The organism is Achromobacter sp. Root170 (assembly GCF_001428165.1).
In the GTDB taxonomy this organism is placed as follows: domain Bacteria; phylum Pseudomonadota; class Gammaproteobacteria; order Burkholderiales; family Burkholderiaceae_B; genus Achromobacter; species Achromobacter mucicolens.
In genome coordinates this window covers 335,817-348,218 of sequence record NZ_LMHN01000001.1, presented here as the reverse complement: position 1 = coordinate 348,218, position 12,402 = coordinate 335,817, and the positions used below count along the sequence as shown (strand labels likewise).

Sequence of the window (12,402 nt, the reverse complement as noted above, 5' to 3'; positions counted from 1 at the left end):
AACCCCTGGCGGATTTCCGGCGTGTGGCGGAGATGGCGCGCAAGGCGCCCGCGGCAATGGGCTTATTCGCCCTTCACGCCCGCCTCATCGATGACCTTGGTCCAGCGCGCCACTTCGGCCGACACGCGCTTGCCGGCGTCGGCAGGCGTGGTCCACGTGGCGATCGCGCCCTGGTTCAGCAGCGACGCCTTCACTTCGGGCTTGGCCAGGATCTTCTTGAGCTCGGCATTCAGGCGTTCGATGACCGGCGCCGGCGTGTTGGCGGGCGCCACGATGCCAAACATCGAGCTGACCTCGAAGTCCTTCAGGCCGGCCTCGGCGGCGGTGGGCACGTCGGGCAGCGCATCGACGCGCTGCGGCGAGGTCACCGCCAGGGCGCGCAGCTTGCCCGCCTTGATGTTGGCCTGCGCCGCAGGCACCGTTTCGATCATGCTCAGCACCTGTCCGCCCATCAGGTCGGTCATGGCCGGGCCGCTGCCCTTGTAAGGCACGTGCAGGATGTCGGCGCCCGCCGCGCGCTTGAACATTTCGCCGGCCAGATGCTGGGGCGAGCCATTGCCGGCCGAGGCCATGGTCAGGTAGCCGGGCTTGGACTTGGCGAGCGCGATGAATTCGGGCAGCGTCTTGGCCTGCACCGACGGATTCACCACGAACACCAGCGGCACGGTGCCGACGATGGACACCGGCGCGAAGCTCTTTTCCACGTCGTAGGTGACGCGCCCGCGGTACAGCGCGGCATTGATCGAGTGGCTGGTCAGCGCGCCCATCAGCAGCGTGTAGCCGTCGGGCTGGGCCTTGGCGACCTGGTCCGCGCCGATGTTGCCGGCAGCGCCCGCGCGGTTTTCCACCACCACGGTCTGGCCCAGCGCGCCCGTCAATTCCTGCGCAAGCACGCGGCCGATCACGTCGGTGGCGCCCCCGGGCGGGTAAGGCACGATCATGCGGATGGGCTTGTCCGGATAGGCGTCGGCGGCAAGCGCCGGGGCGGAAACGCCGGCGCAAAGGGCCAGCAGGGAAAACAGCACGGCGCGGCGCGGCCGCAGACGCAGGTCTGACATAGGGTCTCTCCAAGCCGGGATGGGTATAGGAATGAACGGACGCCCGGTTCGTCAACCGAGCCAGTGTAGGGGGCCGTGCTTGATTGAAGAATCGCCATTTTTCTATCGACTGATCTTTATTTCAGATCAATAGAAGGCATCTGCACAAACCGCTTGCGGGCGTTGCAAGGGGCTGGATATGATGACGCCGCAGGATTATCAATAATATTATCGGGACTGAAAATGACGGACGAGACCAAGGGCGGCAAGCCCGGCAAGGGCCCCTTTGACAGCGACAGCGCCACCGCGCAAGGCGTCGCCCGCGGGCTGACCAATTACGGCGACAAGGGTTTTTCGCTGTTCCTGCGCAAGGCCTTCATCAAGGGCGCCGGCCTGTCGGACGATGCCCTGGCGCGTCCCATCATCGGTATCGTCAACACCGGCAGCAGCTACAACCCCTGCCACGGCAACGCCCCGCAGCTCATCGAGGCCGTCAAGCGCGGCGTCATGCTGGCCGGCGGCCTGCCGATGGACTTTCCCACCATCTCGGTGCACGAAAGCTTCTCGCAGCCCACCAGCATGTACCTGCGCAACCTCATGTCCATGGACACCGAGGAGATGATCCGCGCGCAGCCGATGGACGCCGTCGTGCTGATCGGCGGCTGCGACAAGACCGTGCCTGCGCAACTGATGGGCGCCGCCTCGGCAGGCGTACCCGCCATCCAGCTCGTCACCGGGTCGATGCTGACCGGCTCGCACCGCGGCGAGCGCGTGGGCGCCTGCACCGACTGCCGCCGCTACTGGGGCCGCTACCGCGCCGAGGAAATCGACGCTGTCGAGATCGCCGACGTGAACAACCAGCTCGTCGCCAGCGTGGGCACCTGTTCCGTCATGGGCACGGCCAGCACGATGGCCTGCATTACCGAAGCGCTGGGCATGATGGTGACCGGCGGCGCCTCGGCCCCGGCCGTCACCGCCGACCGCGTGCGCGTGGCCGAGCACACCGGCGCCACCGCCGTCGCCATGGCGGCTTCGCGCCTGACCCCGGACCGCATCCTGACCGGCAAGTCCATCGAAAACGCGCTGCGCGTGCTGCTCGCCATCGGCGGGTCGACCAACGGCATCGTCCATCTGACCGCCATCGCCGGCCGCCTGGGCATCGACATCGACCTGGCCGGCCTGGACCGCATCAGCCGCGAGACGCCCGTGCTGGTCGACCTGAAGCCGTCGGGCCAGCACTACATGGAAGACTTCCACGACGCGGGCGGCATGCCCGCCCTGCTGCGCGAGCTGCGCCCCTTCCTGCATCTGGACGCGCTCACCGTGTCCGGCCGCACGCTGGGCGAAGAACTGGACGACGCCCCCCCGCCCTTCAAGCAGGACGTCATCCGCACGGCCGCCGCGCCCATCTATCCGGTGGGCGGCCTGGCCGTGCTGCGCGGCAACCTGGCGCCCGGCGGCGCCATCATCAAGCAGTCGGCGGCCAATCCCCAACTGATGGAGCATGAAGGCCGCGCGGTGGTGTTCGAAGACGCCGAGGACATGGCGCGCCGCATCGACGACGACGCGCTGGATGTGACCGCCGACGACATCCTGGTGCTCAAGCGCATCGGCCCCACTGGCGCGCCGGGCATGCCCGAAGCTGGCTACATGCCCATTCCGAAGAAGCTCGCGCGCGCCGGCGTCAAGGACATGGTCCGGATCTCGGACGGCCGCATGAGCGGCACCGCGGCCGGCACCATCGTGCTGCACGTCACGCCGGAATCCGCCATCGGCGGTCCGCTGGCTTATGTGCAGAACGGCGACCGCATCCGCCTGTCGGTGGCCCGGCGCGAAATCGCGCTGCTGGTCGACGACGCGGAGCTGGCGCGCCGCGCCGCCGCCCAACCCATCACGCGGCCGGCCGCCGACCGCGGCTACCGCAAGCTCTTCCTGCAGTCCGTGACGCAGGCCGACCAGGGCGTCGACTTCGACTTCCTGCGCGCCGGCGTCACGCACGACACGGTGCCCAAGAAGTAAACCTACCCTCATCGCCATGAACGCCATCACGCCCGCCGCCTTGCAGGAACCCGCCCCCGACGCCGTACAGGCGGCGGTGGCCGCGCTGGAGGAAGACATCGTCTTCGGCCGGCTGCATCCGCGCGAACGCCTGACCGAGGACGAGCTGATGGCGCGTTTTGGCATGAAGCGGCACGCGGTGCGCCAGGTGCTGGTCGACCTGGAGCTTCTGGGCGTGGTCGAGAAAAAGCGCAACATCGGCGCGGTGGTGCGGGCGTTCTCGGTGCGCGAGGTCATGGAGCTGTACGCCTTGCGCGAGGTGCTGGAAGTGCACGCCGCCCGCCAGATGCCGCTGCCCGTGCCCGAAGCGCGGCTGGCCGCGCTGGTGGCCGTGCAGCGCGAGCACGACGCCGCGGTGGCCGCGGGCGACGCGCGCCGCGTGTTCCGCAGCAACCAGCACTTTCACCGTGAATTCGTCGGCCTGCTGGACAACGCCGTGCTGGGCCAGGCCATCGAGGAATACGCGCGCCGCACCCACCCGATCCGCTTCGGCTCGCTGGTGACAGCCGGCCACCGCGAACGGGCGCGTCAGGAGCACTGGACGATGATCCAGGCACTGCGCGACGGCGACCGCGACGCGCTGATGGCCGTGTGCCGCGACCACCTGATCCCGTCGCGCGATGCCTATCTGGCCTCGCAACAGGCGTATGCGCAGACGCAGGGCGCGTACCTGCCGCCTTCCGCTGCGATCTGACCGCTCGCTGGTGATGGCTTACTTGTCAACGCATCCATCAATCTCGGTCACTTCGTTTTAGCCTCGGAACCGGCGGGCAAGCCCTTCTTTGATCCGCGCAGAATCCGGGCGAAGGCCTCTGCCGTGGGGTTGACGTTGTCGGGGCGGCGAGCACAGTAAAGGTCCACATCGAAGGCATTTTGCTGCCCCGTCAGCGGCCGGTATTCGACGCCGTTAATGCGCAGCGTCGCCGCCGATTCCGGCACCAGGGCCACCCCCATTCCGCCTTCGACCAGCGCCAGCAAGGTCGGCAGAACACTCTCGTACACGATATGCGGCCGCACATTGTGATCCCGGAACAATCGCGTCTGCACGGCATTGAAGTACGACGAGGCCTCACGTTTAAAGCCGACCACATCCAGACCGTCAAGTCGCGCCATCGGCACGCGTTCATAACGTGTCAGCGGATGTCCCGGCGGCAGAGCCAGGATCATCTTCTCGCGGTGCACCCGCTCAAACACCAGATCGGGCTCGACCGCGCGCGGCAAGCGGCGAAAGATCGCCAGGTCGATGGTATTGGCCATCAACTGTTCCGTCAGCTCGCTAGTTAGCGCATTTTCCAGCACCAATTCGACGTCCGGATACTCCGCGCGGTACTTCGCCAGCACACGCGGCAAGACCTGATAAGCCGCGGTGCTGACAAAACCCACCGCCAGCCGCCCGGCATCACCGCTGCCGGCACGCCGCGCCGCATGCACGGCGGCCTCATCCTCGTCGAGCAAACGCCGCGCGCGCAGCAAGAGCACTTCGCCCGCCTTGGTCAACTTGACGGACCGGGTGGACCGCACGAACAGCTCGGTGCCGACCTGGGCCTCGAATTGGCGTATCAACTGGCTAAGCGGCGGCTGGCTGAGATTGAGCCTGACTGCCGCCCGACCAAAGTGCAGCTCTTCGGCCACCACCACAAACGCACGCAGTGCGCGTGAAACCAAGGACATGGTTTACCCCGAACATTAGGTCAGTTTTCATCTTAATTGCTGTTTTTTATTGTATTAGACATACCAATTGGCCAACCATAAAGTTCTCAGTGACGTAGCCCACAACGGATCTCACTGTGAAGCCTTTGAATCAATGGACGGCCTGCGAAATGGCCGCCGCCATCGCCCGCGGCGACACCACCCCCGAAGCGGTGGCGCGGGCCTGCCTGGACCGTATCGCCGAGCGCAACGACGAAATACAGGCCTTTGTGGCGCATGACCCCGAGCGCGTCCTGGCAGAAGCCCGGCGTGTCACGCCCCTGGCCAGCGCGCCGTTGCGTGGCGTGCCGTTTGCCGCCAAGGACATCTTCGACTCGGCGGACTATCCAACCGAGTACGGCTCACCCATCTATCAAGGCCATCGCCCGTCCACCGACGCCAGCTGCATCGCCATGGCCCGCCATCATGGCGCGATGCTTCTGGGCAAAGTCGCCACAGGCGAATTCGCCACGCAAACACCCAGCCGCGCCGTCAATCCGCTGCGCGTGAGCCATACGCCTGGCGGTTCCTCCAGCGGTTCGGCCGCCGCAGTCGCGGATGGGATGGTGCCGGTTGCCTTCGGCACTCAGACCACCGCCTCCATTGTCCGGCCCGCCATTTACTGCGGCGTCGTGGGCTTCAAGCCCAGCTTCGGCCTGATCGCCTCAGCGGGCATGAAGGCCTTGAGCCCCTCGCAAGACACGGTCGGGGTGATTGTTCGCGATGTGGCCGACGCGGCGTTCTTCACCCTGGGCCTGCATGCCGCGCGCGACGTCATGGCCGCGACGGGCGCTCGCCCGCGCGTGGGGCTCTGCCTGTCCCGCCAATGGGACTATGCGCAAGCGGCAACACTGGGCGCCATCGAGCGCGCCGCCGCCGCATTGCAGCGCCAGGGCTGCACTGTTGAACGCTTCTGGCTGCCGGACGAGTTCGAAGCGCTGGAAGCGCTTCAGCTGCGCATCTTTGCCTTCGAGGCTCGGCTGTCCCTGGCGCAGGAACGTCTGCAACACGCAGATCGCCTGAGCCCGCGCCTGGCTGCCCGGCTCAGCACCGAAATCGGCCTGGACGAATACACCCTCATGCTGCAACAGGCCGCGCGGCTGCGCGCCCGTGCGCGCCGGCTGTTCAACGATTACGACGTGCTGCTGTATCCCGCCGCCGAAGGCGAAGCAGAAGCCGGCCACCAGTCTGCCGGCTCGCCCCGATATGGCGCGATCTGGACCTTGCTGCATTTGCCCTGCATCTCCTTTCCGCTGGAGATCGGCCCGGGCGGCCTGCCAGTGGGCGCGCAGCTCATTGGCCCCTATGGCCAGGACACGCGCCTGCTCGCCGCCGCCCGCTTTGTGACCGAGGCGCTGCAGCCGCCGCCTGCCTCGTGAATCCAGTCAACCGCAGTACGACTACAAGGGGAATACCAATGAAAGCAAAACATATCCTGGCCACACTGGCCTTGAGTGCATTGAGCCTGGGCGCCCACGCCCAGGAGACACTGAAGATCGGCGGTATCGGGCCACTGTCGGGTGGAGGCACCGCGTGGGGCCTGGCGGTGCAGCGCGGCGTGCAGATGGCGATCGACGAAGTCAACGCGCAAGGCGGCCTCAAGGTGGGCGGCAAGACCTATAAGCCCGAATTGCTGATGTATGACGACAAGTACAGCGCCACCGGCGGGCGCACGGCCGCCGAACGGCTGGTCAATTACGACAAGGTCAAGTTCATCGTCGGGCCCATCGGCACGCCGTCGGTCATGGCGGCAGTTCCCATCGTCAATCAGGGCCGCGTCATCATGCTGTCCAATGGCTATGCGCCGGACATCCTCAAGCAGAACGGCAAGGACGGCTACAACTTCCGCACCATGAACAGTAATGTCGAGTTCGGCCCGGCCATGGTGAAGTGGCTGAAGGAGAACCGTCCAAAAGCCAGGAAAGTGGCCCTGATCGTGCCCAATGACGCCACCGGGCAAGTCGTGATGCCCACGCTGGGCCAGGCCTATAAAGACGCCGGCTACAGCGTGTGGTCGGAAGGCTATGAGCGCGGCTCCAAAGAATTCACGCCGCTCTTGATGCGCATGATGGCCCAGGATGCCGATGTGCTGGACCTGAATTTGAACGCGCCAGGCGAGGCCGGCCTGCTGGTCAAACAGGCTCGCCAGATAGGCTACAAGGGCATCATCTGGCAGGTGGGCGGCCCTGGCATCGACGAGGTCGCCGATATCGCCGGCCCCCTGGCCGAGGGCTTCATGTCCTATGACGTGTTCGACTTCAACGAACCCGCCGCCAGGAAGTTCGTCGAGAACTACAAAAAGCGCTGGAGCGGCGTCATCAATGCCCAGACGCCCGGCTGGTACAACTCGGCGCGGATTCTCTTCAAGGCCATCGAAGAAGCGGGAACGGTCAGCGACACGGATAAGGTACGCAAGGCAATGGAGAGCATCAGCGGCTTTGACGCCGGCATTTACGGCCCGGTGGTCTGGGGCGGCGAACGCGCTTATGGCGTCAACCATCAACTGCTGAACAAGTTCTGGATCACCGAGATCAAGAACGGCAAGCCGCATGCCCTGACTTCCCTGGTTCCGGTCAAGGAATAAGCCCGTCCCGTTTCGAGGAATGCTCATGTTCTCCGCACCTGTGCTGATGCAGGTGCTGATCAATGGCTTGAGCCTGAGCGCGATCTATGTGCTGATCGCGCTTGGCTTCACGCTGTTGTTCGGCATCATGAAAGTCGTCAACTTCGCGCATGGCAGTTTCGCCATGCTGGGCGGCTACGCCCTGTTCTACTACTTCGGCGAATTGAAGCTGCCATACGTTGTCGCCATCGTGCTGGCGGCACTGACAGTCGCCTCGCTAAGCCTGATCCTGGAATGGCTGGTGTTCCGCCGTTTCTATCAAAAGATGTTCCAGAGCATGATTGGCCTGCTGGGATTGGACATCGCCATTGTGTACACCAGCGTGCTGGTCTGGGACGTCTATGAGCGTTCGGTGCCCGCAGCGCTCGACACCATGGTGCAACTGGGCCCGGTCATGATTCCCGCCCACAAGCTGATGGTGATAGGCATCGCGATCGCCGTACTGCTGGCGTTCTGGGCCTTCATGAGCAGCAGCCGCTACGGCCTGGCGGTGCGCGCCTCGGCCGAAGACATCGAGATCGCCGAAGCGCAGGGGGTGAACACGCGCCGCATCTACCAGCTGGCATTCTTTCTGGCGGTCTTCATGACCGCCATCGCGGGAGCCATCTACGCCCAGACCTATGCACTCTCGCCCTTCATGGGAGAGCGGCCTTTGATGGTTGCCTTCATCGTGGTCATTCTGGGCGGCATGGGCAGCATCCCCGGCGCGGCGCTCGGCGGTGTGATTTTCGGCTTTGCCGAGAGTTTCCTCGCCACGTTTTACGGCTCGGCCACCTCGACCTTTGTTTCCTTTGCGGTCGTCATCGCCCTGCTGGTGATACGCCCCTGGGGCCTGCTGGGCAAACCCGAACACTGAAGGACGCGCACTCATGACTCAACTATCCATGCCCCTGGCGCGACCCGCACGGCCCCGGCGCTCGCGCGGCCTGGCAGCCAGTCTGGCAGGCCTGCTGGTGCTGGCGCTGCTGGCACTGGCGCCCCAGGTGTTCGACAACGCCTTCCTGCTCGCCATCGGCGCGCTGATTCTGCTCAACATCATCGGCGCCCTGAGCCTGCACCTCATCATCCGAACCGGCCATATTTCGCTATCGCACGCAGGTTTTATCGGCATCGGCGCCTATGGCTGCGCGCTGGCCGTCACGAAACTGCAACTGCCGCCCGCAATGGGCCTGGCCGTGGGTACTGCCGCAGCCGGCTTGCTCGCCCTGCTGGTCGGCCCGGTGCTGCTGCGCCTGACCGGCAAGTATTTTGTGCTGGTGACCTTTTTGCTGGGCGAGATCATCCGTCTGGTGCTGGTCGAATGGGAAAGCCTGACGGGCGGCGCCAACGGCCTGTCCAATCTGCCACCGCTCAACCCGGCCTGGAGTTCACCGCTGGCCCAGTACTACGTGTCCCTGGTCGCGGCGGCGCTGTGCACCCTGCTGTGCGTGCGGTTGCTGATGTCCGAAACCGGCCGCGCCATCGATGCCGTGCGTGAGGCGCCGCGTCTGACCGAATGCGCGGGCGTGCGCGTGTTGCCGCTCAAGGTGGGCATTTTCGTGCTGGGTTGCGCGCTGGCGGGTCTGCAAGGCGGGCTGCTGGCTTTCTTCATGCGGTACATCGACCCGACCACGTTCGGGATGGTCGATTCGCTCAATCTGGTCGTGATGAATGTGCTGGGGGGCATGTATAACGCCATCGGCCCCATTATCGGCGCCGTCTTTCTGGTTGCCCTGCCCGAATTGCTGCGCGGCTATGTCGAAGTGCAGCGCATTCTGTTCGGCATCGCCCTTATCGTCGTGATGGCCGCCTTCCCTTCGGGCTTGGCAGGTCTGTTCAGCTGGCTGGCCACGCGCCGCCGTGGAGGCCAGGCATGAAAACCCTGCTTGAGGTGCAAGACATCGGTCGCAGCTTCGGCGGTCTGAAAGCGGTCGATGGCGTAAGTTTCGAAGTCTATGCTGGCGAAATTCTTGGCGTCATCGGCCCCAACGGCGCGGGCAAGACCACATTGGTCAACCTGATCAGCGGCGTCATCATGCCCTCACGCGGCACGGTCGTCTTCGATGGCGAAAAAGTGACCGGCTGGGCGCCATCCAGACTCAGCGGACGCGGACTGGTGCGCACCTTTCAGTCCACAGCCGTCTACAGCGCAGCCAGCGTGCGCGAAAACCTGGTGCGCGGCAGCTATCTGCTGCGCTATCCCGGCGCGCTGCCGGCTCTGTTCGGCATGGGCAGCAGCAGCCAGCGCCGGGCCGAGTCCGACGCGCTGGTCGAACAATTGCTCAGCAGCATGAATCTGCGCGCCGTGGCCGATGCCAGCGCCGGCAGTCTGCCCTACGGCTTACAGAAGATCCTCGGCATTGCCATTGCACTGGCGGCTCGGCCTCGGCTATTGATGCTGGATGAACCCGTTGCCGGCCTTAGCGCCGAGGAAACCGACCAGGTGCGCAAGGTCATCCAGCAAGTGCGCGAATCCGGGGTCACCGTCATGGTGATCGATCACAACATGCGCTTTATCGCCGGCCTGTGCGACCGCCTGCTGGTGGTTGCCGCCGGCCAGGAATTGACCCGAGGCAAACCGGCCGACGTGCTGCGCGACAGCCGGGTTGTCGAAGCTTATCTGGGGACGAGAAATGTCACTGCTGGAATTGCGTGATCTGGAAGTACGTTATGGCCAGGTGGTCGGCACGCGCCGGTTGTCGCTGACCATCGCCGCGGGTGAAACCGTCGCGCTCATCGGCGCCAACGGCGCCGGCAAAAGCAGCACCTTGCGCGCCATTTCCGGCCTGGCGCGGCAATATCAGGGCGAAATTCTCTGGGAAGGCCGCAGCATCAAGACACTGCCGGCTTCGGAAGTGGTCAAGCTGGGCATTGGGTTCTCGCCGGAGGGACGGCGCGTGTTTCCGTCGCTGACGGTGGCCGAAAACCTGAAGATGGGCGCGTTCGGCCGGGGCCGTGAACGCGCCACGCAGCGCATGACCGAGATTTACGGCTATTTCCCGCGCCTGAAGGAACGCGCCCGCCAGGCTGCGGGTAGCCTGTCCGGTGGCGAACAGCAAATGCTGGCCATCGGCCGTGCGCTGATGAGCGGACCAAGATTGTTCCTCCTGGATGAGCCCTCTTTGGGGCTGGCGCCTATTGTCGTCGAGCGCATTGGCGACATACTGCTCGAGATCCAGGCTCGCGAAGGCCTGAGCTTTGTGCTGGCGGAACAGAACGCCAACTGGGCGATGCGCGTCGCCAGCCGGACCGCCATTCTGCAATTGGGCGAGAAGGTCTATGACGACGCTTCTGATGCCCTGCTCGAAGACCCCAAGGTACAGACTGCCTTTCTAGGCGTTTAAACACAGGACACCATCATGCTTCTTCCGTATCACGACCGCTATCCCTATAGCGCGATTCCAGAACGCAGCAACTACAACTGGCCGCAAGGCAAACGTCTGGCGGTTTACCTGGGCCTGAACATCGAGCATTTCGCCTTCGGCGCCGGCCGGGGACACAATCTCGGCGCCGAGCTGCCGCAGCCGGATGTACGCGCGTTCGCATGGCGAGATTATGGGAACCGGGTCGGCGTCTGGCGCCTGCTGGATCTGTTCGACGAGCTTGAGCTGCCGGCCGCCCATTTGCTCAACACCGTGGTCTTTGACTACGCGCCGCAGATCGCCGAACGCCTGGTAGCGCGTGGCGATGAGATCATCGGCCATGGCCGGACCAATGCCGAAGCCCAAGGGCATCTCTGGCCGGCCGACGAACGCCGCCTGCTGCTGGAGGTGCGCGATGCCATCAAGACGCATACCGGCCAGGATGTTCGCGGCTGGATGGGACCATGGATGTCGCAAAGCCACCAGACACCGGAATTGCTGGTGGACACCGGCTACAAATTCGTCATGGATTGGCCGGCCGACGACCAACCGGTATGGATGAGCACGCAACAAGGCCCGCTGATGTCCGTGCCCTATCCGCTGGAGATCAATGACTCGCCGCAGATGCTGGTGCGCCGCCATTCCGCCGTGGAATTTGAACAGATGATCATCGATCAGTTCGACGAAATGCTGGCGCAATCGGCCAGGCAGCCTCTGGTCTGCGGCATTGCGCTGCACACCATGATCGTCGGCCAACCTTACCGCCTGCGGGCCTTGCGCCGTGCGCTGAAGTACATCGTCGAACACCCCGAGCGCGACAAGATCTGGTTCACCCGGCCGGGCGCCATCTACGATCACTGCGCGGCGCTCGCCACCGGCACCATGCCGCAATAGCCCAGTGCCCCACCGGTTCTGAAACCGATTCCGCCACTCGCTTTCAGAACCACCTATCCGGCCGCTTATATCTGACGCCTGCCGGCAACGCCCGGCCGCCCTCGCCCGGCAACAATTTGACAAGCCCTGCCTGGAATCGGTAATAATAACAATTACTATTTCCCGTAATTCGCATGAGCAGTTGTCCCGCCTCCGACTGCGAGGCGCCGGCGGCTTGATCAAAAGGTTGGATCTTGAGTACGCCGGGATGCGCCTTCCCCTCCTCCATCGAAACGCTTTATAGCGATCACCACTCCTGGCTGAGAGGATGGTTGCGCCGCCGCCTGGGCAACGCCGATCAGGCCGAAGACCTGGCGCACGACACCTTCATCCGCCTGCTTAGCAGCGATCGGATTCCGGCCACGCTCACCGAGCCGCGCGCGTTTCTTACCACCGTCGCCCAGCGCCTGGTGTCCAACCACTGGCGCCGCGAGAAACTGGAGCGCGCCTATCTGGAGGCGCTGGCCCAGGCCCCGCAGGCGGTGCACTGGTCGCCCGAGGACCGGGCCATCGTGCTGGAAACGCTGCTGGAGCTGGACCGTCTGCTGGACGGGCTGCCCGCCATCGTGCGGCAGGCATTCCTGCTGTCGCAGTTGGACGGGCACACGCACGCCCAGGTGGCTGACGCGCTGGGCATCTCGGTCCCCACGGTCAAGCGCTATCTCGTCAAGGCCTTGCAGCGCTGCTGCTTCGCCGATCTGTCTTTTACCGGATGAGCCGC

At 64.8% G+C, this 12,402-nt stretch carries 12 protein-coding genes; 10 read left to right on the top strand and 2 right to left on the bottom strand.

Annotated features, from left to right (window positions below; all coding sequences use genetic code 11):
• Window positions 1–62 precede the first annotated feature (62 nt).
• Window positions 63–1,058 (bottom strand): tripartite tricarboxylate transporter substrate binding protein, encoded by a 996-nt coding sequence (locus tag ASD87_RS01580; protein ID WP_056316251.1) that lies wholly within the window; start codon window positions 1,056–1,058, stop codon window positions 63–65.
• A 222-nt stretch (window positions 1,059–1,280) separates the two neighbouring features.
• On the opposite strand from ASD87_RS01580, the gene ASD87_RS01575 reads away from it, so the two are divergent.
• Complete coding sequence (locus tag ASD87_RS01575; protein ID WP_056316248.1) at window positions 1,281–3,056, top strand: IlvD/Edd family dehydratase; 1,776 nt, start codon at window positions 1,281–1,283, stop codon at window positions 3,054–3,056.
• 16 nt (window positions 3,057–3,072) lie between these two features.
• On the top strand, window positions 3,073–3,789 hold the full coding sequence (locus ASD87_RS01570) for a GntR family transcriptional regulator (RefSeq protein ID WP_056316245.1): 717 nt from the start codon (window positions 3,073–3,075) through the stop codon (window positions 3,787–3,789).
• Window positions 3,790–3,836: 47 nt separating this feature from the next.
• On the opposite strand, the gene ASD87_RS01565 is transcribed toward ASD87_RS01570, so the two are convergent.
• Window positions 3,837–4,766, bottom strand: coding sequence for a LysR substrate-binding domain-containing protein (locus ASD87_RS01565; protein ID WP_056316242.1), 930 nt, complete (start codon window positions 4,764–4,766; stop codon window positions 3,837–3,839).
• A 116-nt stretch (window positions 4,767–4,882) separates the two neighbouring features.
• On the opposite strand from ASD87_RS01565, the gene ASD87_RS01560 reads away from it, so the two are divergent.
• The 8 genes from ASD87_RS01560 to ASD87_RS01525 all read left to right on the top strand — a co-directional run bounded on the left by ASD87_RS01560 (window position 4,883) and on the right by ASD87_RS01525 (window position 12,397).
• Window positions 4,883–6,163: an amidase gene (locus ASD87_RS01560; RefSeq protein WP_082586177.1), complete on the top strand. Its 1,281-nt coding sequence runs from the start codon at window positions 4,883–4,885 to the stop codon at window positions 6,161–6,163.
• Window positions 6,164–6,201: 38 nt separating this feature from the next.
• Window positions 6,202–7,368, top strand: a complete 1,167-nt coding sequence (locus tag ASD87_RS01555; protein ID WP_082586176.1) for an ABC transporter substrate-binding protein — start codon at window positions 6,202–6,204, stop codon at window positions 7,366–7,368.
• A gap of 25 nt (window positions 7,369–7,393) precedes the next feature.
• A complete protein-coding gene (locus ASD87_RS01550) occupies window positions 7,394–8,263 on the top strand; it encodes a branched-chain amino acid ABC transporter permease (RefSeq protein ID WP_056316234.1) in 870 nt (289 codons plus the stop codon).
• Between the two features lie 13 nt (window positions 8,264–8,276).
• The gene (locus tag ASD87_RS01545; RefSeq protein WP_082586174.1) at window positions 8,277–9,263 is read left to right on the top strand and encodes a branched-chain amino acid ABC transporter permease; all 987 of its coding nucleotides are present in this window, start codon (window positions 8,277–8,279) and stop codon (window positions 9,261–9,263) included.
• Window positions 9,260–10,042, top strand: coding sequence for an ABC transporter ATP-binding protein (locus ASD87_RS01540; protein WP_056316228.1), 783 nt, complete (start codon window positions 9,260–9,262; stop codon window positions 10,040–10,042). The genes ASD87_RS01545 and ASD87_RS01540 overlap by 4 nt, the downstream gene beginning before the upstream one ends.
• Window positions 10,020–10,730, top strand: a complete 711-nt coding sequence (locus ASD87_RS01535) for an ABC transporter ATP-binding protein (protein WP_056316225.1) — start codon at window positions 10,020–10,022, stop codon at window positions 10,728–10,730. The genes ASD87_RS01540 and ASD87_RS01535 overlap by 23 nt, the downstream gene beginning before the upstream one ends.
• 15 nt (window positions 10,731–10,745) lie before the next feature.
• A complete protein-coding gene (locus ASD87_RS01530) occupies window positions 10,746–11,642 on the top strand; it encodes a polysaccharide deacetylase family protein (RefSeq protein ID WP_056316222.1) in 897 nt (298 codons plus the stop codon).
• A 233-nt stretch (window positions 11,643–11,875) separates the two neighbouring features.
• Entirely contained in the window at window positions 11,876–12,397 is a 522-nt protein-coding gene (locus ASD87_RS01525; RefSeq protein ID WP_056316219.1) for a sigma-70 family RNA polymerase sigma factor, read from the top strand.
• Window positions 12,398–12,402 lie beyond the last annotated feature (5 nt).

What these genes read in the sequence shown, in the direction of transcription:
- ASD87_RS01580 (WP_056316251.1), bottom strand. Translation starts at nt 1,058, where the DNA reads ATGTCAGACCTGCGTCTGCGGCCGCGCCGCGCCGTGCTGTTTTCCCTG.
- ASD87_RS01545 (WP_082586174.1), top strand. Translation starts at nt 8,277, where the DNA reads ATGACTCAACTATCCATGCCCCTGGCGCGACCCGCACGGCCCCGGCGC.
- ASD87_RS01535 (WP_056316225.1), top strand. Translation starts at nt 10,020, where the DNA reads ATGTCACTGCTGGAATTGCGTGATCTGGAAGTACGTTATGGCCAGGTG.
- ASD87_RS01555 (WP_082586176.1), top strand. Translation starts at nt 6,202, where the DNA reads ATGAAAGCAAAACATATCCTGGCCACACTGGCCTTGAGTGCATTGAGC.
- ASD87_RS01565 (WP_056316242.1), bottom strand. Translation starts at nt 4,766, where the DNA reads ATGTCCTTGGTTTCACGCGCACTGCGTGCGTTTGTGGTGGTGGCCGAA.
- ASD87_RS01550 (WP_056316234.1), top strand. Translation starts at nt 7,394, where the DNA reads ATGTTCTCCGCACCTGTGCTGATGCAGGTGCTGATCAATGGCTTGAGC.
- ASD87_RS01530 (WP_056316222.1), top strand. Translation starts at nt 10,746, where the DNA reads ATGCTTCTTCCGTATCACGACCGCTATCCCTATAGCGCGATTCCAGAA.
- ASD87_RS01570 (WP_056316245.1), top strand. Translation starts at nt 3,073, where the DNA reads ATGAACGCCATCACGCCCGCCGCCTTGCAGGAACCCGCCCCCGACGCC.
- ASD87_RS01575 (WP_056316248.1), top strand. Translation starts at nt 1,281, where the DNA reads ATGACGGACGAGACCAAGGGCGGCAAGCCCGGCAAGGGCCCCTTTGAC.
- ASD87_RS01540 (WP_056316228.1), top strand. Translation starts at nt 9,260, where the DNA reads ATGAAAACCCTGCTTGAGGTGCAAGACATCGGTCGCAGCTTCGGCGGT.